This is a genomic window from Actinoplanes derwentensis, assembly GCF_900104725.1.
Taxonomy (GTDB): domain Bacteria; phylum Actinomycetota; class Actinomycetes; order Mycobacteriales; family Micromonosporaceae; genus Actinoplanes; species Actinoplanes derwentensis.
The window spans coordinates 241,314-261,288 of sequence record NZ_LT629758.1 but is presented as its reverse complement, the minus strand read 5'-3'; the positions used below and the strand labels follow the sequence as shown (position 1 = coordinate 261,288).

General features: G+C 69.1%; 22 protein-coding genes. 6 read left to right on the top strand and 16 right to left on the bottom strand.

Annotated elements, in window-relative coordinates; translation table 11 throughout:
• The first annotated feature begins 129 nt into the window (after positions 1-129).
• Genes BLU81_RS01145 through BLU81_RS01135 form a run of 3 tightly spaced genes read left to right on the top strand, consistent with a single transcriptional unit; the run spans position 130 to position 3,066 of the window.
• Positions 130-1,821 (top strand): AMP-dependent synthetase/ligase, encoded by a 1,692-nt coding sequence (locus tag BLU81_RS01145; RefSeq protein ID WP_231953948.1) that lies wholly within the window; start codon positions 130-132, stop codon positions 1,819-1,821.
• A gap of 10 nt (positions 1,822-1,831) precedes the next feature.
• Positions 1,832-2,215, top strand: a complete 384-nt coding sequence (locus BLU81_RS01140; RefSeq protein ID WP_092540780.1) for a VOC family protein — start codon at positions 1,832-1,834, stop codon at positions 2,213-2,215.
• A gap of 56 nt (positions 2,216-2,271) precedes the next feature.
• Positions 2,272-3,066: a hypothetical protein gene (locus BLU81_RS01135; RefSeq protein ID WP_092540778.1), complete on the top strand. Its 795-nt coding sequence runs from the start codon at positions 2,272-2,274 to the stop codon at positions 3,064-3,066.
• Between the two features lie 128 nt (positions 3,067-3,194).
• On the opposite strand, the gene BLU81_RS01130 is transcribed toward BLU81_RS01135, so the two are convergent.
• From BLU81_RS01130 to BLU81_RS01120, 3 genes are all read right to left on the bottom strand, one after another.
• Entirely contained in the window at positions 3,195-3,590 is a 396-nt protein-coding gene (locus tag BLU81_RS01130; protein ID WP_231953946.1) for an STAS domain-containing protein, read from the bottom strand.
• Between the two features lie 161 nt (positions 3,591-3,751).
• On the bottom strand, positions 3,752-4,582 hold the full coding sequence (locus BLU81_RS01125) for an ATP-binding protein (RefSeq protein ID WP_092540777.1): 831 nt from the start codon (positions 4,580-4,582) through the stop codon (positions 3,752-3,754).
• A 407-nt stretch (positions 4,583-4,989) separates the two neighbouring features.
• Positions 4,990-7,734 (bottom strand): DEAD/DEAH box helicase, encoded by a 2,745-nt coding sequence (locus BLU81_RS01120; RefSeq protein ID WP_092540775.1) that lies wholly within the window; start codon positions 7,732-7,734, stop codon positions 4,990-4,992.
• 80 nt (positions 7,735-7,814) lie between these two features.
• On the opposite strand from BLU81_RS01120, the gene BLU81_RS01115 reads away from it, so the two are divergent.
• Entirely contained in the window at positions 7,815-8,558 is a 744-nt protein-coding gene (locus BLU81_RS01115; protein WP_373873260.1) for an HAD family hydrolase, read from the top strand.
• Here BLU81_RS01115 and BLU81_RS01110 read toward each other — a convergent pair.
• Positions 8,549-8,737, bottom strand: a complete 189-nt coding sequence (locus BLU81_RS01110; RefSeq protein WP_092540771.1) for a hypothetical protein — start codon at positions 8,735-8,737, stop codon at positions 8,549-8,551. The genes BLU81_RS01115 and BLU81_RS01110 overlap by 10 nt on opposite strands.
• A gap of 31 nt (positions 8,738-8,768) precedes the next feature.
• Positions 8,769-9,716, bottom strand: a complete 948-nt coding sequence (locus BLU81_RS01105) for a diacylglycerol kinase family protein (protein WP_092540769.1) — start codon at positions 9,714-9,716, stop codon at positions 8,769-8,771.
• A 152-nt stretch (positions 9,717-9,868) separates the two neighbouring features.
• Between BLU81_RS01105 and BLU81_RS01100 the strand changes: the two genes are divergently transcribed.
• Complete coding sequence (locus BLU81_RS01100; RefSeq protein WP_092540767.1) at positions 9,869-10,261, top strand: hypothetical protein; 393 nt, start codon at positions 9,869-9,871, stop codon at positions 10,259-10,261.
• Between the two features lie 157 nt (positions 10,262-10,418).
• On the opposite strand, the gene tatC is transcribed toward BLU81_RS01100, so the two are convergent.
• The 5 genes from tatC to BLU81_RS01075 all read right to left on the bottom strand — a co-directional run bounded on the left by tatC (position 10,419) and on the right by BLU81_RS01075 (position 14,103).
• Positions 10,419-11,372: a twin-arginine translocase subunit TatC gene (gene tatC / locus BLU81_RS01095; protein WP_092540765.1), complete on the bottom strand. Its 954-nt coding sequence runs from the start codon at positions 11,370-11,372 to the stop codon at positions 10,419-10,421.
• A 9-nt stretch (positions 11,373-11,381) separates the two neighbouring features.
• Complete coding sequence (gene tatA / locus BLU81_RS01090; RefSeq protein ID WP_092540763.1) at positions 11,382-11,759, bottom strand: Sec-independent protein translocase subunit TatA; 378 nt, start codon at positions 11,757-11,759, stop codon at positions 11,382-11,384.
• A gap of 134 nt (positions 11,760-11,893) precedes the next feature.
• On the bottom strand, positions 11,894-12,136 hold the full coding sequence (locus BLU81_RS01085; RefSeq protein ID WP_092556410.1) for a hypothetical protein: 243 nt from the start codon (positions 12,134-12,136) through the stop codon (positions 11,894-11,896).
• Positions 12,137-12,151: 15 nt separating this feature from the next.
• A complete protein-coding gene (locus BLU81_RS01080; RefSeq protein ID WP_092540761.1) occupies positions 12,152-13,117 on the bottom strand; it encodes a helix-turn-helix transcriptional regulator in 966 nt (321 codons plus the stop codon).
• On the bottom strand, positions 13,114-14,103 hold the full coding sequence (locus BLU81_RS01075) for a helix-turn-helix transcriptional regulator (RefSeq protein WP_092556408.1): 990 nt from the start codon (positions 14,101-14,103) through the stop codon (positions 13,114-13,116). The genes BLU81_RS01080 and BLU81_RS01075 overlap by 4 nt, the downstream gene beginning before the upstream one ends.
• Positions 14,104-14,190: 87 nt before the next feature.
• Between BLU81_RS01075 and BLU81_RS01070 the strand changes: the two genes are divergently transcribed.
• Positions 14,191-15,273: a DUF3866 family protein gene (locus BLU81_RS01070; protein WP_092540759.1), complete on the top strand. Its 1,083-nt coding sequence runs from the start codon at positions 14,191-14,193 to the stop codon at positions 15,271-15,273.
• Positions 15,274-15,535: 262 nt separating this feature from the next.
• Here BLU81_RS01070 and BLU81_RS01065 read toward each other — a convergent pair whose 3' ends face one another.
• From BLU81_RS01065 to BLU81_RS01040, 6 genes are all read right to left on the bottom strand, one after another.
• On the bottom strand, positions 15,536-16,183 hold the full coding sequence (locus BLU81_RS01065) for an O-methyltransferase (protein WP_092540757.1): 648 nt from the start codon (positions 16,181-16,183) through the stop codon (positions 15,536-15,538).
• A 45-nt stretch (positions 16,184-16,228) separates the two neighbouring features.
• On the bottom strand, positions 16,229-16,429 hold the full coding sequence (locus BLU81_RS01060) for a hypothetical protein (RefSeq protein ID WP_092540755.1): 201 nt from the start codon (positions 16,427-16,429) through the stop codon (positions 16,229-16,231).
• A gap of 24 nt (positions 16,430-16,453) precedes the next feature.
• Positions 16,454-17,812, bottom strand: a complete 1,359-nt coding sequence (pafA, locus tag BLU81_RS01055; RefSeq protein WP_092540753.1) for a Pup--protein ligase — start codon at positions 17,810-17,812, stop codon at positions 16,454-16,456.
• A gap of 77 nt (positions 17,813-17,889) precedes the next feature.
• Positions 17,890-18,696, bottom strand: coding sequence for a proteasome subunit alpha (gene prcA, locus BLU81_RS01050; protein WP_092540751.1), 807 nt, complete (start codon positions 18,694-18,696; stop codon positions 17,890-17,892).
• Positions 18,697-18,736: 40 nt separating this feature from the next.
• The gene (prcB, locus tag BLU81_RS01045) at positions 18,737-19,576 is read right to left on the bottom strand and encodes a proteasome subunit beta (protein WP_092540749.1); all 840 of its coding nucleotides are present in this window, start codon (positions 19,574-19,576) and stop codon (positions 18,737-18,739) included.
• A gap of 143 nt (positions 19,577-19,719) precedes the next feature.
• Positions 19,720-19,935, bottom strand: a complete 216-nt coding sequence (locus BLU81_RS01040) for a ubiquitin-like protein Pup (RefSeq protein WP_092540747.1) — start codon at positions 19,933-19,935, stop codon at positions 19,720-19,722.
• Between the last annotated feature and the right edge of the window lie 40 nt (positions 19,936-19,975).

The window sequence follows — 19,975 nt, the reverse complement described above, 5'->3', positions numbered from 1 at the left end:
GAAATTCACCGGAACATGGCTCGTGAGCGTCGCCACGCGGCCCTGACGCCCGGTGCGGGCTTCGGGCAAGATCAACGACAACGGCGATTTGCCGGTACGGGTGAGCGAAGCCCCGCCATAGGAGGCCATATGACATCCAGCACCGCCCCCGCCCTCTCCTGCGCCGCTCCCGAACACGAGCAGCGGCTGCTGGCCGAACTGAGCAAGGACACCCCCGCCTCGTTCGGTGCCATGTTCCTGGGGCGCGCCACCCGTACCCCCGCCGCTGTCGCCTATCGCAGCCCCGGGACCGGCAGCGAGTGGATCGCGCACACCTGGGGTGAGGCCGCGGCAGCGGTCCGGGAGATCGCGGCCGGCCTGATCGCGCACGGCCTGCGCCCCGAACAGCGGGTGGCGATCGCCGCCGCCACCAGCGTCACCTGGATCGAGGCGGACTTCGGCGTGATGTGCGCCGGCGGGGCGACCACCACGGTCTACCCGTCGTCGGCGCCGGCGGAGGTCGAGCACATCCTCACCGACTCGGGCAGCCGGTTCGCGTTCGCCGAGGACGCCGCTCAGCGCGACAAGGTGGCCCCCTATGTGGAGCAGGTGTTCCTCTTCACCGAACTGGACGAGCTGCGTGCTCGCGGCCGGGCCGCCCTGGACGAGGATCCGGAGCTGGTGGACCGGACCACCGCGGCGGTCGGGCCGGACCACCTGGCCACGCTGATCTACACGTCCGGCACTACCGGGCTGCCGAAAGGCGTCCGGATCAACCACAGTGCCTGGGTCTATCAGGGACTGGCCATCGAGGCGATGGGGATCGTGCGGCCGGACGACGTCGGCTACCTGTGGCTGCCGTTGTCGCACGCGTTCGGCAAGGCGCTGCTGTCCTGTCAGATCTCGATCGGTTTCGAGTTCGCGGTGGACGGTGACACCACGCGGATCGTGGACCGGCTCGCCGAGGTGCGCCCGACCATCATGCCGGCCGTGCCGCGGATCTTCGAGAAGGTGTACGCCGGCGTGCACGCCCAGGTCGGCGGGGGTCTGAAGGGGCGGCTGTTCGCGCTCGCGGTCAAGGCCGGGCACACCAACCCGCTCGCCGACGTGCTGCTGGCGAAGGTGCGGGCCCGGTTCGGTGGCCGGATGCGCTACTTCATCTCCGGCGCCAGCGCCCTCGATCCGGGCATCGCGGCCTGGTTCGGCGCGCTGGGCCTGCCGATCGCAGAGGGGTACGGGCTGACCGAGTCCTGCGCCACCACCGTCTTCAACCGGCCGGACGCTCCGGAGTACGGCACGGTCGGCCGCCCGTTGCCCGGCACCGACGTGCGGATCGCCGACGACGGTGAGGTTCTGCTGCGCGGGCCCGGCATGATGAGCGGCTACCACGGCCTGGAGTCGATCCTGGTCGACGGCTGGCTGCCGACCGGCGACATCGGCGAGATCACCGCACGCGGCTCTCTGAAGATCACCGATCGCAAGAAGGACCTGATCAAGACCTCGACCGGGAAGTACGTGGCCCCGTCGGCGATCGAGGCGAAACTCAAGGCGCTCTGCCCCGCCGTCGGCCAGGTCCTGGTGCACGGCGACCGGCGCAAGTTCGTCTCCGCGCTGATCGACCTGGACGAAACGGTGACCCGGACGCCCGAGGTGGAGGCCGAGATCGCCCGCTGCGTGAAGGAGCTGAACACCGGCCTCAACCCGTGGGAGACGATCAAGAAGTACGTGATCGTCGATGAACACTTCGATGTCGAGAGTGGACTGCTGACCCCCTCGATGAAGCTGCGCCGGCGAGCGGCCGAGGAACGTTACCAGTCGCAATTGAACGCTCTCTACGCGTAAGGTCTCGATCATGCATCGCAGCCGCCTGTTCGGGCTCTTCATCGACACTCCGGCCGCCGACACGCCCGCCGCGGCGACGTTCTGGGCCGGAGCGTTCGGCACCACCGCCCAGCCGGTCCCCGGCGAGGAGGAGTTCATCGCCCTCCACGAAGCCTTCCCGGGCCTGGCCGTGGACGTGCAGTCGGTCGATGACGCGCCCCGCTACCACCTCGACATCGAGACCGACGACGTCGAAGCCGAGACCGCCCGGCTACTCGGGCTCGGCGCGGCGGTCGTCGCCGACCACGGCGGGCACAAGACGCTGCGTGCACCCGGCGGTCACCTGCTGTGTGTGGTCCCGATCCAGAGCGATCAGCGGCTGTTCGACACCTCAGCACGGCCCTGGCCTGCGTGAACCCGGCTTGCGTCCCCCTCTAGGATCGTCGATGCGTCGATCCACGGGGAGAAGCCATGAAGCCGTACCGTCCTGTTCTGCTCGCCATATCCGTCGTTCTGCTGGCCGGCGGCTGCACGACACCGTTGCTGCCGCCGCTGCCCGCGCCGGGGTCCGGGTCCGGGTCGGGCTCCTCGCCCGCCGCGGTTGCCTCCGCCGCGCCGTCGCCGTCCGGCCCCGACGCGAAGCAGCAGTTCGTGGCCGCGCTGGAGAAGACGCGGGCCACCGGCTACCGGTTCGCGGTCAGCGGTGACGCCGTCGACAGCCAGAAGGTCACCGGCTCGGGCTCGTACGACCCGAAAGCCAAGAAGATCAGCGTCACCCAGAAACTCAGCGGCGGCGGCAAGAAGACCGAGCAGGGCCAGCGCATCGTCGTCGGCACCGACCTGTTCTCCCGCACCAAGAACGGCGAGACCTGGGTCCGGCTCAATCTGAAACGGGTCAAGAAGACTTCGCTCTACTACTACGACATGACCGACCCGACCGGTCTCACCCGCTTCACCCAGTCCGTCGACACGGTCCGCAGCACCGGCGCCAACTCGTTCGCCGGTCGCCTCGACATCGAAGGCGACAAGTTCAACGAGGGCTTCCTGCCGGTCGGCACCCCGGCCATCTCGGTGTGGCTCGGCGGCAGCGCCCAGTTCACCGCGACCACGAACGCCGCCGGCTGGGTGACCGCCATCAACGTCGACATCCTGGACGACAAGAAGACGCTGAAGATGACCACGAAGCTCAGCAACCACGGCCGCAGCCAGGGCATCAAGAAGCCGTCCGGCTACGGCGAGGCGATGGACTTCTACTACGACAAATAGCCGGCGCCCCGGCCCACCACCGCGGTCAGCCTTCCTGTGCGCCGGGTCCGGGTGCAACTCACACCCGGACCCACCACACGCCACGCCACCATATTTCAGAGGCCGCTTCCACCAGGAGGCCGCTTCCCTCAAAGGCCGTCGAACAGATCGGCTGCCCGGGTGGCCCTCAGCAGCCAGCGCAGATGCGGCTGTGGCGCCAGCAGATGACAGGTGGCCTGCCGGGATTCCGCCACCCGGTGTGCCGCCACCAGCATCCGCAGGCCGGCCGCGTCGCAGAAGTCGACCCCGGCCACATCGATGTGGATCTGCCGGACCGGCACGGACAGGCCGATCAGGTCATACACCCGGGTCATGTCGTAGAGCTGGGTCTGCAACGCCTCCACCGACATCGCGTCGAGGCTCCCGCGCAGCGTGATCAGCAGGCGGTCGCCCGCCCGTTCCCCGTCGATCCTGGTCCCGCTCGCGTTCACCATCGGCTCCTCCGCTCCGGCCCGGACCACCAACCGGGCCGGCGTCCCACTCACCCGCACATCGACATCCCCGACCGGAACCACGTCCCCGCGTCCCGGTCGGCCCCTTCGTCTGGGCCCACGTCCCGTTCCCGCTCCGCATGGCCCTCCGAACGGACCGACGTCCCGCACCCGCTCCGCATGACCCTCGGCACGGGACAACGTTCCGCTCGTCGTCACAGCGGTTCCGCCGGGCGGGCCCGGACGATGGCCCACACCAGCTTCCCGGAACGGGCCGGAAGGGCGCCCCACGCCGACGCCGCCGCCCCGACGATCCGCAGGCCCAGGCCTCGATCGGTCAGGGACGGACCGAGCGGGCCCGTCACCGGGTCACGCATTCTCGGCAGCACCGGGTCACCGTCGTAGACGGCGAGATGAAGAGCGGCCACGGCGCTGCCTCCGCGGACGGACACCACCACTTCGATGTCGGTACCCGCGTGCTCGGCCGCGTTCACCACCAACTCGGAGATGATCAGCCGGGAGCGCTCCCCCAGATGGTCCAGGCCCCAGCCGGCACACGCCTCGGTCACCAGCGACCGGGCCTGCACCGCCGCACCCGGGTCCGGCGGCAGTGCCAGGTGCAGCCGGTCCGGCAGCGGATGCGGCCCGGTCAGCGCCGCCCGAGCCTGCGGCACCGTCGCGTAGAGCACCAGCCAGTCCCGCGCCCCCAGCCGCCGCAGCCGCCGGGCCAGAGCTTCCCTCGCCGGCAGGCAGACCGCCACCGCGATCGGCGGCTCCAGGGCCGCACCCTGCGCGCACGCGGTCAGCCAGAGTGGAGCACTGACCGCTTGCGGATCCCGGAGCCGGTGCAGGTCGATGATCAGCCCGGCGGGATGTTCGGCGAGGCACTTGTCCAGCACCGTCCGGGCCTGCGCGGAGAGCGTACGATCCCAGCCACCCCACACCGACAACTCGATGACCGCGGTGTCCGCGTCGATGACGGCCAGCACGGAATCCGCCACCGCGTCACCGGACCACCCGATCAGATGCGGTGAGCCCGCGCTCATATCCCCTTCTCCCGGGCTTTCCGGCGACTCGAGGTTCACCGCCCAGCCGCGACAACGATTCCCCTGGTTCCCATCTCGTGGCCCCACCAGGCCCGCTTTACGAACCTCACGAACCCGCCAGGTTCCCTCTCGTGAAGCCCCGCCAGGCATCACGGGGACCTCGACCGGCTCCCGCCTCGATCCGCGAGACAGAACCTGCCGCCGTCGCAATTCTTGATTTATCCGAATGACACCGTCAATGAAGATTCACCATCCGCGACGATCGCCGCCGCTGTTCGCACACCGGCAACGCCCGTTCGCCCGTCGGCAACCCTCACCTGGCCCCACTGTCATCGGGCCTCGCCCGGCACCCGACGACAGTGGTCGCTCAAGGCACCGGGCAGCGCCGACAAGCCGCCCGGCGGCCGTCAGGCGACGCTCTGCTGCAGGGCCAGCACCCCCCGGTTGACCGCGGCGATCGCCTTGCGGGCGGTGTCCTTCACACTCGGCGACGCCGCCGACGCCTCCCGGACCTGGCTGAGCAGGTCGAGAACCTGACGGGCCCAGCGGACGAAGTCACCGGCCGGCATGTCAGCGTCGTGATGGCCGCTGGACAGCACCCGGGCGAGTGGTTCACCGCGAGCCCACCGATACATCGGCCAGACGAAACCGGGGTCGGGTTCGCGGGTCAGCGACAGGCTGTGTTCGGCCTCGTCGGCGGCGATCTCGCCCCACAGCTTGGCGCAGGCGTCGACCGCGGCACTGATCGGGCCGTTCGGCACCGACGCCCGGTCCTCGCCCTCACGGCGCGACTCGTAGAGCACCATCGACACCGCGGCGGCCAGTTCGTCGGGGGACAGCCCGTCCCACACGCCCTGGCGCAGGCACTCGGCGACCAGCAGGTCGGCTTCGGACCAGATCCGGCCCAGCATCCGCCCGGCCTGGGTCACCTCACCGTCGGACGACAGGTAGCCGCGGGTGGTGAGCACCGCGCACACCTGGTCGAAGGTGCGGGCCAGCGACCCGGTCCGCCCGGCCACCTTGTCCCGGAGCGCGTCGGTGTCCCGTGACAGCCGGTGCCGGCGCTCCGCCGAGCGGGCGTGATCCTCCCGCTCCGGGCAGGCGTGGCACGGATGCTGCCGCAGCTGCACCTTGAGCAGGGCGACCTCGGCGTCCTCACCGGGGTTGGCCCGGCTGCGGCCACCGCGCCGACGGTCCGGATGCCGGTCCAGCCCGGTCGCCGAGACCTGAGCGGCCAGGTCACGGCGTGCGCCCGGCGACCGGTGGTTGAAGTTCTTCGGCACCCGCAGCCGGGCCAGCACCTCGGCCTGGCCACCGAAGTCGCCGGGGCCGACCCGGCCGGCCCAGCGGTCCTGGGTGAGCACGAGTGGGCGGGGCTCGCCGAATCCGCCGACGGCCGGCTCCAGCACGACGGCGAGACCGGCCCGGCGCCCGTTCGGCACCCGGACCACGTCACCGGCCCGCAGTTTCTCCAGCGAGGAGACAGCCGCCGAACGACGCTGCTGCACACCCTGACGGGACAGCGACTTCTCCCGGTCGGCGATGGCGACCCGCAGACCGAAGTACTCGTCGAAGTCGCCGTGGTGGCAGGCGGCATCCGACCCGTACGACTCCATGGTCTCGACGTTGCGCTGCACCTGACGGGCCAGGCCGACCACCGAACGGTCCGCCTGGAACTGGGCGAACGACGATTCCAGCAGCTCGCGTGACTTCTCCGCGCCGACACTGCCGACCAGGTTGACGGCCATGTTGTAGGACGGCCGGAACGAGGAGCGCAGCGGATAGGTGCGGGTGGAGGCGAGACCGGCCACCTGCCGCGGGTCGACGTCAGGGCTCCACAGCACCACGGCGTGGCCCTCGACGTCGATGCCGCGACGGCCGGCCCGGCCGGTGAGCTGGGTGTACTCCCCCGGGGTGAGGTCGACGTGCGCTTCGCCGTTGAACTTGACCAGCCGCTCCAGGACGACGCACCGGGCCGGCATGTTGATGCCCAGGGCCAGGGTCTCGGTGGCGAAGACCGCCTTGACCAGACCCTTGACGAAGCACTCCTCGACCGCCTCCTTGAAGGCGGGCAGCATGCCGGCGTGGTGGGAGGCGACCCCGCGCTCCAGGCCGTCGAGCCAGTCCCAGTAGCCCAGCACCGACAGGTCCTCGTCGGGGATGTTGGCGACCTTGGCCGTGGCGATGCGCCGGATCTCGGCCCGTTCCTCGGGAAGGGTGAGCCGCAGCCCGGCGTCGAGACACTGTTTCACCGCGGCGGCGCAACCGGCCCGGCTGAAGATGAACAGGATCGCCGGGAGCAGGTCGGCGCGCTGCAACCGCTCGACGACCTCGGCGCGCGGCGGCGGCTGCCAGCGCCGGGTCCGGCCGCCACGCCAGCCGGCGTCGGCCCGGTCGGAGAACTCCTGCCGCCGGTCCATCTCCCGCGTGTACCGCAGCAGCTCGGGGTGGACGTCGTGTTTGCGCGCCGCGTCGGCGTCGTGGAACAGGTCGAACATGCGTTTGCCGACGAGCATGTGCTGCCAGAGCGGGACCGGCCGGTGCTCGCTGACCACCACCTCGGTCTCGCCGCGGACCGTGACCAGCCAGTCGGCGAACTCCTCGTAGTTACTGACCGTCGCGGACAGTGAGACGAGCGTCACCGACTGCGGGAGGTGGATGATCACCTCTTCCCAGACGGCGCCACGGAACCGGTCGGCGAGGTAGTGCACCTCGTCCATCACCACATAGGCCAGGTTGCGCAGCTGACCGGAGCCCGAGTAGAGCATGTTGCGCAGCACCTCGGTGGTCATCACCACCACCGGGGCATCGGCGTTGATCGCGTTGTCACCGGTGAGCAGACCGACCTTGTCCGCCCCGTACCGCGCCACCAGGTCGTGGTATTTCTGGTTGGACAGCGCCTTGATCGGCGTGGTGTAGAAGCATTTGCGCTCGCCCGCGCGCAGCGCCAGGTGCACCGCGAACTCGCCGACCACCGTCTTGCCGGCGCCGGTCGGGGCACAGACCAGCACGCCGTTGCCGCGTTCCAGGACCTCGCAGGACGCGCGCTGGAAGTCGTCCAGGTCGAAGCCCACGTCCAGCATGAAATCTTCAAGGGCCGGGTACGCCGCCCGCCGCTTGGATGCCGCATATTTCTCGGCTGGACTCGTCATGGGCACCAGGCTAGTTCGTGGGTATGACAAATTGCAGCACGGTTATGGGGCCGTCCGAGCGTGAGATCCGGGTCGGTAAGGTGCACCACGTGCCGGATGCCTCGAATCTCTCCCCTCACCCGGCACGGCCCGTGGAGGCCGTGCTGTTCGACTTCCACGGCACCCTCGCCCAAGTGGAGGACCCGCTGACCTGGGTGCTCGCCGCGGCTGCCGCGTGCGGGGCCACGCTGGACCGGGGAAAGGCGACGATCCTGGCCGACCGGCTGCTGACCGCGGGCCGGGCCGGGGGCCCACTGCCGCACCGGGTGCCGCCGCATCTGGCCGAGCACTGGGCCGATCGTGATCTCTACGCACACAGCCACCGGGCCGCCTACACCGGGCTGGCCGCGACCGTGCACACCGACGTGGAGGGTCTCGCCGACGCGCTCTACGACCGGCTGCTGCAGCCGACCGGCTGGATCCCCTACCCGGACACCGAGCCGACGTTGCGCAAACTGCACGAGGCCGGGGTGAAGGTCGCGGTGGTCAGCAACGTCGCGTTCGACATCCGCCCGCTGTTCGCCTCGTGGGGGCTGGACGGCCTGATCGACGGATTCGCGCTGAGTTATGAGATCGGGCGGATCAAACCCGACCCGATGATCTTCTATCGTGCCTGCGGGCTGCTCGGAGTGGACCCGGAGCGCGCGCTGATGGTGGGCGACACCCCGGCCGACGCGGGGGCGGTCAAGGCGGGCTGTGCCGCGTTCATCGTGCCGGCCGCCGACCCCGGCAAGCCGAACGGTCTGACCTCGGTGCTGTCGCTGGCCCTGCCGAATCAGGCGTAACGGTCCAGTTCCACGCCGAGGCGGCCCTTGGCAGGGGCTGCCTTCTTCTCGTCCGGTTTGTCGGCTGTCGGGGCGGTGGCGGCGTCGGCCATCGCTTTGACCGCTTCCTTGGCGCTGCCCAGCAGCGAGGACGCGTTACCGAGGAGCGAGGTGGCACGGGGGCCGATCGGGTTCGTCATGCCTTACCGTTCGGCGAGTCCGGCCGCCGTTTCAGAGCAGCAACCGAATCGCACCCGGCACACAACTCACCTGGAGGGGAAACGGGCCGAGTCGTTCGCCGTCGGTGTACCCGACGATCCCCTCGGCCTCGATCCGCACCGTCCGCGCCCGCAGCACGGTCACCCGCGGATCCTCGACGTGGGTGCCCGCACGCAGCCGTGGCTTGAGCCGGGCCAGGCCACCGCGCCCCAGCGGAGACGTGAAGATCACGTCGAGCAGGCCGTCAGCCGGATCCGCGCCCGGCACGATCCGCATCCCACCGCCGTAACTCGGACAGTTACCCACCGCGACGACCTCAGCGGTGAACCGGTGTGCCACCCCGTCCAGGTGCAGGGTGTAGGGCCGCGCCCGAGCCCGCGCCAGTTCGAGCAGGATCGCCAGGTCGTACCGGAGCGGCCCGGCCGGCCAGCGCATCCGGTTGGCCCGCTCGTTGATCAGCGCGTCGAACCCGGCGGCCAGCACGGCACAGAACCAGCGTCGCTCACCGTGGTCATCCTCGGTCCGGGCGAGATCGAACCGGTGGTCCCGCCCCTCCCGCAGGGCCAGGCCGATCCCTTCCGCGGCCCGCAACGGCTGCCTGGGTACGCCTACCGAGGCCGCGAAGTCGTTCCCGGTCCCGACCGGCACCACCCCGAACCCGACCCCGGTCCCGGCCACCGCTTGCAGGGCCCGGTGCACCGTCCCGTCCCCACCGACGGCGACGACGGCCACCGCCCCGTCGGCCACCGCCCGATGGCAGGCGTCCTCCGCCTCGCCGCCACTGCCGGCGACGAGCAGCCGCACCGGGAACCCCCCACCCTCGAGCGCCTCCACCACTCCAGAAAGCAGCCCGCTGCGTCTGCCCCGCCCGGCCGAGGGATTGGCCAGCACCGCGATGAAGTCACCCGTCACAGCCGCCGACGTTACCCCGACAACAGACCTGAACGAGCACGGCCACATTCATATTTGACACATTTGACCAATTTCGGCAATCAGATTGCACTGCGAGGCGGAGCTATATCCAACCCGCATTCGAACTTGTAAACGAAAAACAACTAAGTAGAGTAATTCATCGATCCCAATGTCTCTCACACGAATCGGGGCCCCATTTCATGGCAAAGAAGTCCACTCGGCTCGCACTCGCAACCACCGCAGGCCTCATTTCCGCTATCGGGCTGGCGTCGCCAGCGCTGGCTCACGACACCCGATACGACGGCCCCTACGCATGCGGCATCACCGAGGTACAGAGCTGCGGTTACGGTCAAGTCCGCGACAGCCACCAAATTGTCGACGCTTGCGACACACGAGAGGACGGGCGCGGCTACTTCGTCGAATACACGCTGCAGAACGGCACGAAAGGCTCCGTCAACGACGGTAACGGCGCGGCCTCCGGTTGCGGCATCAAGCGAGTCGGCACCACGGCCAACCCCGTGTATTCATACCGGGTCTGCTCCAACCAAGGCGGCGGCAGCCTTAACGTCTGCAGCGGCATCAAGATCGCCTGACCCCGCTCGTTCCGTCGGCCGCCGCCAGGCCATCGAGATCCGCCGGAATACCTGACGGAATATCGTACTTCTCAGCGCTCCTACAAAACGATGAGTGGGTTGTGCCGCCCATATGGGCGGCACAACCCACTCATCGTTCAATCGGAATCGGCTGACCTCAGGTCATGTCATCGAAGCGGCGCTCGATCGGTCTCGGCTGCTGGACCGGTGACGGGGCTTCGACAGCGGTCGGCGCCTCGACCGGATCGGACGCGCCGACCGGAACCCGTTCCTCCGGAAGCTCGGAGATGGCATCGTCGTCAAGGCCCTCGTAGATCTCCTTGCCCCGGCCCTTGCGCTTGTCGTTGATGAACGCGACCCCGACCGCAATGAAGTACAACAGTGAGATGCAGGCCGCGAGCAGGCTCATGCCGAACGGACCAGGGTCGGGAGTGGCGATCGCGGCGAACACGAACGACAGGAAGACAACTGCCCGCCACCAGCTCAGCAGCCGCCGAGCGCTGACCACACCGGTGAAGTTGAGCATCAGCAGCAGCAGAGGGAACTCGAAGGCGGCTCCGAACAGCAGCAGCATGTTCATGACGAAGCCAACGTACGAGGTGACCTCCAGTTTCGTCGCCTCGCCGATGACACCGGCCTGCATGATGAAGGCCAAGCTGTGACCGATCACGAAGTAGGCGAGAGTCGCGCCGCCGACGAACAGCGGCGTGGCGAGGGCGACGAAGACGTAAGCCCACTTGCGCTCGTGCCGGTGCAGGCCCGGCGCGACAAACGCCCACAGCTGGAAGAGCCAGACCGGCGCACCGAGAATCAGGCCCACCCACAGGGCGATCTTGAGGCGCAGCATCAGCTGGTCAGTGACGGCGAGCGTGATGAACTCACAACTGCCGGTCTGGTCGACTGAACTGGGCAGCTCACAATACGGAGCCTTCAGGATCCCGAAGACCCAGGTGGAAACGATGAAACCGACGATCAGACCGGCGACCACGCCAATCGACGCGATGAAGAGCCGGTTACGCAGCTCCCGGACGTGCTCGATCAGCGTCATCGAGCCGTCGGACGCCTGCTCGAACTTGGTGGGCCCCTTTTTCTTACGCAGGCTCAGTGCCATCGGCCCGGATCAGCGGTCGTTGGTGCGGTGCTGCACCGGGTCCACGAACGGCTGGGACTGCGGGGCGGCCGGCTGCTGGTAACCGGGCGGCGGCGCCTGCTGGAAACCGGGCTGCGGCTGCTGGTAACCGGGCGGCGGCGCCTGCTGGTAGCCGGGCTGCTGGTAAGGCTGCTGAACCTCACCCTGCAACGGCGAGTAGCCATGATTGGCGTCCGCCTTGTCCGCGAGGTTGTCCTTGTCGTCGTCGACGAGGCCCTTGGTCTCCGCCTTGATGATGCGCAACGAGCGTCCGAGAGAACGCGCCGCGTCGGGAAGTCGCTTGGCGCCGAAGAGCAGGATCAGCACAACAACGAGGACGATGATGTGCCATGGCTTGAGGACGCCCATGGAAAGACTCCAGTCGGTCGGATCGGTTGCGGGGTCCATCGTACGTGCGGATCCCGCCGAAGTCGGCCTTCGGAACCTTCCGGTTTCTTATGATCTTCGCGAAGGTCGGGACAACAGGTCGGGAACCACCCGGCTCAGCGGCCGCGGCCGGCCTTGATCTGCTCCACCTGGTCGTGGGCCAGCTCAGCCCGTTCCTGAAGGGCTTCGAGAGTCACCTGCAGGCGCTCGGCACCGGCCTGCAGTTCGAGTGCCTCCTCCTGCCGGTGCTGAAGCTTGCGGGCGGCACGTTCCAGGCCGTGCAGGCGGCCGAGAACCTTCATGGCGACGGCGGACAGCACGATCAGCGCGATCGCCACGACAGCGATCCAGACCCACATCAGCACCCGGTAACCCTAACCGGCGGCCGGCGAGGCGTACTGGTCGAGGGCCGCGACGGCCTGGGCCCGGATCCGTTCCAGCAGTTCCGGCGGGCCGACCACCGTCACGTCGCGGCCCTGACCGGCGAGGAAACGCTGCGCCCAGCCCAGATCGGTGACCCGCATGGTGACCTGCCACTCGGCGCCGTCCCGGACCACCTGCTCGACCGGGTAGTACTCGGTGATCCACCGGCCACCCCGGCCGACCCGCAATGTGACCAGCGGAAGTTCAGGTCCGGGCCGGAAGACTCCGGTGCTCATGTCGTGCGGCACAGCGGCGGCCGGCGGCGCGGACGGCTCGTCCAGTTCGGTGAACGCGTCGATCCGGTCGATCCGGAACAGCCGGGTCGCCTCGGCCCGGCGGCACCACGCCTCCAGGTAGTTGAAACCGCCGACCATCAGCATCCGCATCGGGTCGACCACCCGGTCGGTGGACTCGTCCCGCGACGGCGTGTAGTAGGTGAGCTGGAGCGCGTGCCCGGATTCGACAGCGGTCCGGACCGCGGTGAGCCGCTTCTGGTTGGCCGGCAGCCGCACCGCGACCGGCGTCCCGGCCAGTTCACCCGCCGCGTTCTCGATCTTCGCGAGGGCCCGTTCGATCGCGTCGCGGGTGCCGATGCCGGGGGTCTCGGCGAGCATCCGCAACGCCACGATCAGGGCGAGCGCCTCGTCGGGGTTGAGCCGCAGCGGCTTGTCCATGCCGGCGTCGTGACTGATCGTGACATGGTCACCGTCGATGGCCATGTCGATCAGGTCACCGGGACCGTACCCGGGCAGGCCACAGACCCAGAGCAGTTCCAGGTCCTCGCGCAGTTGCTTGCCGGTGACACCCAGATCGGTGGCGGCCTCGGAGATCAAGATCCCCGGACGGGCCAGCAGGTACGGCACCAGGTTGAGCAGCCGGCCGAGGCGATCCCCGGACGGCGTACGCGGAACACTCATGCCGTCACCGCCGGACTGTCGTGGCGCACGATCAGCTCCTTGAGATGCTGGATCACGGCTTCGCGCAGCTCCGGCGGGCCGTCGGCGCGAGCGTCCGGCCCGTACCCGGCGATCCGTGCGGCCAGCCAGTCGACGTCACCGAAGTTGATGGTCAAGCGGTCGCCGTCGGGCCCGGGAGTCACCTCGGCGGCCATCCGGCGCAGCCCGGCGGCCCGGCCGGGACGAACCATGACGGTGGCCCGGCCGGTCCGCGCGACCGGACCGGACGAACGGGCGACGTGACTGATCAGGTCGGCCCCGGCGGGCGGTTCGAAAGCACCGAGGGGACCACCGGCACGCACGTCACCGACGATGCGGGACAGCCGGAAACAGCGGGTGGCGTCCCGGTCCCGGTCGTGACCGACCACGTACCACCGGCCGCGCCAGCAGACCACACCCCACGGCTCCAGGCGGCGGGTGCTGGGCTCGTCGACTTCGGGAACCCGGTACTTGAAGGTGACCGCGCGACGCTCGCGGGCGGCCGAGGTGAGCGGGCCGAACGACGGGTCGACCGTGACGACCGGTTCCACCCCGAGGGTGGCCTGCGGGTCCACCTCGACTCCGGCGGCCCGCAGTTTTGCCAGCCCGGACGAGGCGGCGGCGGCCAGTCCGGCGTGCTGCCACAACCGGGCGGCGATGCCCACGGCGGCGGCCTCGTCCGGTTCGAGCAGGATGTCGGGAAGCGCGTACTCCCGCTGGGCGATGCGGTAACCGGGCTCCTGGTCGAAGATGCTCGCCGTGCCCGTCTCCAGCGGCACGCCGAGTTCCCTCAGCTCCGCCTTGTCCCGCTCGAACTTCCGCTGGAACGCCTCGTGATCACGTGGATCGGAGGGGTCGTGCTCGTAACCGGGCACGGTCAGGGCGATCTGCGCGGCGGTGAGGAACCGTCGCGTGGACAGGAGACAGATGACCAGGTTTACCAGGCGCTCGGTGCGAGTGCGCGACACGAGACGCAACGCTAGCAGCCCGCCCGCGAGGACCGTCATCCGTCACTGCCACGGGGGACGCCGGTGGCGGCTTGTAGGGTTCGCCGCATGGTGCGCTGGCGGTCGGGAACGGTTCAGGCGGTACGGCGGAGCTGGCACGGTGCCGTCGAACTCGACGTGACCACCGGCGACGGCCCGCTGCGGGCCCTCGCCTACCCCGAACTGGTCGGGGTGCCGGAGCCCGGCGACCGGGTGCTGCTGAACGTGGGCGCACTGGTGATGGGCCTGGGCACCGGAGGGTACGCACTGGTCGTGGCCTTGCCCGACCGGCTGCCCGCCGACCCCGCCGACGACGGGACCTCCCGCGACGGCGGCCACCTGGTCAAAGCCCGCTACACCCCGCTGCAGGCGATCCTGCTCGGTGTCGACGAGGAGGCCTCCCCGCACCGTGCGGTGATGGAGTCGGCCGAGTCGCTCGACGGGATGCCGGTGGTGACCGCCGACCTGCATTCGGCACTGCCCGCGATCCTGGCCGGGATCCGGGACGGCCGTCCCGGAGTGCGGGTCGCCTATCTGATGACCGACGGCGGGGCGCTGCCGGCCTGGTTCTCCCGCACTCTCGACGGCCTGCGCGACCACCTGGCCGGAACGGTCACCACCGGGCAGGCGTTCGGCGGCGACCTGGAGGCCAGTACCGTGCACACCGGGCTGCTGGCCGCCCGGCACGTGCTCGGCGCCGACGTGACGATCGTCGCGCAGGGACCCGGCAACCTGGGTACCGGCACACCCTGGGGATTCTCCGGCGTGGCCCTCGGCGAGGCGGTCAACGCGGTGGCGGTGCTCGGTGGCCGCCCGGTCGGGTCGTTGCGGATCTCCGACGCGGACGGCCGCGACCGGCATCGTGGAGTGTCACATCACAGCCTGACCGCGTACGGGAAAGTCGCTCTCGCCCGCGCCGACCTGCCCGTGCCGGACGGCCTGGAGCCCCGCCTGGCCGCCGCCGTCGACGCCGCGCTCGCCCCGCTCGCCGCGCGGCACCGCATCGTCCGCGTCGCCACTGACGGCCTGGACCGGGCGCTGCGCGACAGCCCGGTCCCGCTGTCCACCATGGGCCGCAAACTGGACCAGGATCATGGGTATTTCCTGGCCGCCGCCGCGGCCGGCCGTCACGCGGCCACGCTGCTGACCTGATCCGCGGCGACCGGCCACCAGTAGCCACCAGGGCGGCTGCTCCCGGCGTGGCATCCGATGGGCACCGATCAGGATCGCCGCGACGCCGGACCAGCCGATCGCCACCTGGCCGGCCGTCTGCCACCAGCCCCGGTGGGAGGAACTCGTACCCGATGACGGCGAGCACGGCCACCGTCGCATGGACCGCCCCTGTTCCGACACACGTCCAGGACACCCCATCTCAGGGACAGGGCGAGTTCCCGTACGGTTGCGGAAAGGTCGTTCAGCCCTTGCGCCGGACCAGCGTGACCCCGTCGCGGACCGGCAGCATCACCGACTCCACCCGGTCGTCGGTCACGATCAGGTCGTTGAGCCCGGCCACCGCCCGGTCCGCGGCATCGCCCGGCGCCAGGACCCGTCCGCCGCGCAGCACGTTGTCCAGGACCAGCAGCCCACCGGGCCGCAACCGGGGCACCAGCTCGGCGTAGTAGTCCGGATAGCCGGTCTTGTCAGCGTCCACGAACGCGAAGTCGATCACCGGCTCCGGGCTCAGGGCGCGAACCGTCTCGATCGCCGGGGCGATCCGCAGTTCGATCCGGTCGGTGAGCCCGGCCCGCTCCCAGTAACGGCGCGCCACCGACGTCCACTCCTCGGACACGTCACAGGCCAGCAGCCGGCCGCCTTTGCCCAGCCCGCGCGCGATGCAGATCGACGAGTAGCCGGTGAAGGTCCCGACCTCGACCGCGAACTCCGCCCCGGTCAGCCGCACCAGCATGGTGAGCAGCGCACCCTCGTCGTGCGATACCTGCATCCCGGCGGCCCCGGAGAACGTCGCCCGGGTCTCGGCCGCGAGGTCACGCAACACGTCGTCGGCGGGTGTGCAATGGTCGAGCAGATAGTCGCCCACCGCGGGATCGATGATGTCAGCCATCCCACCACCCTGCCCCAGAACCAGCGCTCACGTCTGCCCCGGCGGTCAGGCGACGAAGATCAGATAGCCCCAGCCGGCCAGCATCAGGACGAGGATCGCGGCCAGCACCCAGGTCGGCACCTTGTGGCCACCGGCCCGGTCCCGCTGGATCTGCTGATAGATCCGCTCACGGCGGCGGTCCATCCGCCCGTTACGGACCTCGTACTCGGAACGCTCAAGCGGTTCAGGCTGGCCAGGATCACTCATGATCCGGCCAGCCTAACCGGTCGGTCACATGCTGGCGATCAGGCGTTCCACCCGCTCGTCGTAAGCACGGAACGGGTCCTTGCACAGGACCGTGCGCTGCGCCTGGTCGTTGAGCTTCAGATGCACCCAGTCGACGGTGAAGTCGCGCCGTTTCTCCTGCGCGTGCCGGATGAACTCACCTCGCAACCGCGCCCGGGTGGTCTGCGGTGGCGTCTCCTTCGCTTCGAAGATCTGCAGGTCGTTGGCGATCCGGTCGACCGTCTTGCGCTTCTCCATCAAGGCGTACAGCCCACGGCCACGGCGCACGTCGTGGTACGCCAGGTCGAGCTGCGCGATCCTCGGGTGCGACATCGGGATCTCGTGTTTGGCCTGGTAACGGTCGATCAGCTTGTACTTCGACACCCAGTCGATCTCGCGCGCGACCGGGTCGAGGTTCTCCGACTCGATCGCGTTGAGCACCCGGCCCCACAGCTCGATCACCCGTTTCGACACCGGGTCACCACCGTGGCGCTCGACGAACTCGGTGGCCTTCGACAGGTACTCCTGCTGGATCTCCAGCGCGGAGACCTCCTTGTTGTTGGCCAGCCGGATCTTGCGGCGGCCGGTGATGTCATGGCTGACCTCACGGATCGCCCGGATCGGGTTCTCCAGAGTCAGGTCGCGCATCACCACCCCGGCCTCGATCATCCGGAGCACGATGTCGGCGCTGCCCACCTTGAGCAGGGTGGTGACCTCGTTCATGTTCGAGTCACCGACGATCACGTGCAGACGCCGGTAACGCTCGGCGTCGGCGTGCGGCTCGTCCCGGGTGTTGATGATCGGCCGGGACCGGGTGGTGGCGCTGGAGACACCCTCCCAGATGTGCTCGGCCCGCTGCGAGAGGCAGAAGACCGCGCCGCGCGGGGTCTGCAGCACCTTGCCGGCACCGCAGATCAGCTGCCGGGTCACCAGGAACGGGATGAGGATGTCGGCGAGACGCCCGAACTCCCCATGTCGCGACACGAGGTAGTTCTCGTGACACCCGTACGAGTTGCCGGCCGAGTCGGTGTTGTTCTTGAAGAGGTAGATCTCCCCCGCGATGCCCTCGTCGTGCAGACGCTTCTCCGCGTCGACGAGCAGGCCTTCCAGGATCCGCTCGCCGGCCCGGTCGTGAGCGACCAGATCGGTGACGGAGTCACACTCGGGGGTCGCGTACTCGGGGTGGGAACCGACGTCGAGGTAGAGACGGGCGCCGTTACGGAGGAAAACGTTGCTGCTGCGTCCCCAGGACACCACTCGGCGGAACAGGTAGCGGGCCACCTCGTCCGGAGACAGCCGCCGCTGCCCCCGATAGGTGCACGTGACTCCGTACTCGGTCTCGAGGCCGAAAATTCGCCGTTCCATGTCCGAACACTACTGGCTAGAACTGAGGGTTTCCATGATTGCGGGGCGTGAATCCATCGACCACGCCCCGCAATCATTTACTTCTGTGGGTCCTCGTCGGTCTCCGGCGCTGCCGAGACGACCGGCTTGCCCTCCGCCTGCGACGGCGGAGCCGCGTCCACATCGCCCAGCTCGGCCTCCGGCACCGACTCGTGCCCCAGCAGGGTGGTCAGCGCTGCTCCGGCGAGCCGCCGGAACGCCCGGCCCGGCCGCCGCCGGTCCAGGACCGCCACCTCGAGCTGCTTCGGCGTCAGGACCCGGGGCTGCCCGTTCTCCCCGCCGACACTACCCAGGGCCTCCGCCGCCAGCGTCAGGGCTGCGGTCAGCTCGGCGGACCCGTCGTGCCGGTCCCGCAGGACCGTCGCGATCGCCTCGGACTGGCCGCCCATCGCCATGAACCCCGGCTCGTCCATGACCGAACCGTCATAGGTGATCCGGTACAACTCGTCGGCCTCCGGTGTCGCCCCGACCTGCGCGACACAGATCTCCACCTCGTACGGCTTCTGCGTCTCGGAGAAGATCGCACCCAGCGTCTGCGTGTACGTGTTGGCCAGCGCCCGGGCCGTCACGTCCCGGCGGTCGTAGCTGAGACCGATCATGTCGGCCATCCGCACACCGCCGCGCCGCAGCGCCTCGAATTCGTTGTACCGCCCCACCGCGGCGAACGCGATCTTGTCGTAGATCTCGCTGATCTTGCGAAGGGTGGTGATGTTCTCGGCGACGAGCAGAATGCCGCCCTCGTACGTCAGCACCACGGCCGAGCGCCCGCGGGCGATGCCCTTGCGGGCGTACTCGGAGCGATCCCGCTGAACCTGCTCCGGTGATGCGTAGAACTGCATGGCCACGGTGACTACTCCTGTTCCTGAGGGATGCGGGTCATGCGGATCAACCGCCCGGGTTCTCCGCGCGGCCCGCGACGACCCGCTCGGCCACCGTGGTGATCTCTTCGTCGCTCAGCCGGTGGGTACCGTTCGCGGTAGCCGACATCACCACCGGGTAGATCTTGCGGATGACGTCCGGGCCACCGGTCGCGGTGTCGTCGTCAGCCGCGTCGTACAGCGCCTCGACCGCCAGGTTGATCGCGTCCTCGGTGCTCACACCCGTCCGGTACCGCTTCTTCAGCGCCGACTTGGCGAACAGCGAACCCGAACCGATCGCCTCGTAGCCGGTCTCCTCGTAGAGACCACCGGCGACGTCGAAGCTGAAGATCCGGCCGGCCCGCGCCCCGTCGACCGGAGCCAGGTCGAACCCGGCGAACAGCGGGACCACGGCCAGGCCCTGCATCGCCGCGCCGAGGTTGCCGCGCACCATCGCGGCGAGGCGGTTGGCCTTACCGTCGAGGGAGAGCATCGTCCCCTCGATCTTCTCGTAGTGCTCCAGTTCGACCTGGAACAGGCGGATCAGCTCGATGCCGATGCCGGCGGTGCCGGCGATGCCGATCAGCGAGTAGGAGTCAGCGGGGTGGACCTTCTTGATGTCCCGGCTGGCGATGAGGTTTCCCATGGTCGCCCGGCGGTCACCGGCCATCACCACACCCTCAGCCGTCGCGATGGCGACGATCGTGGTCCCGTGCGGTGCGATGTCCGCGGACAGCCCCGGCGGCAGCGGCCGCCGGCCCGGAAGCAACTCCGGCGCGGCCTGACTCAGGAACTGCGTGAAGGAGGACGTCCCCGTAGTGGTGAAGAAATCCGGTAGACGCCCGGATGAATCAAAGCCCGTCGCCACGTGGTTCCTTTCAAGGTACGTGCAGTTGAAGCACATTATCCCGCCGATGCCTGCGGGTGCGATCAATGCCATCGACATGTCTTGAAGAAATGCCGGACGCCGCCCATCGGCAGCGCCCGGTCACCCAAAAACGGACAAAAGGTCTACTCTCCGCCTTTTTGCACGTACCCTCTCACGAACTCTTCGGCGTTCTCTTCGAGGACGCTGTCGATTTCGTCCAGCAGGTCGTCGACGTCCTCGGTGATCTCCGCATGCCTTTCGGCGACCTCGGGATTGGCCTCGACGGTGACGTCCTCGATCTCCTGGTCGCTGGAGCCCTTGCTGCTCTGCGACTGACCACCGGTGTCTCGGGTTGCCATGGATGTCCCCCTTCAGAAGCCACCCGAAGTCCTGCAACAT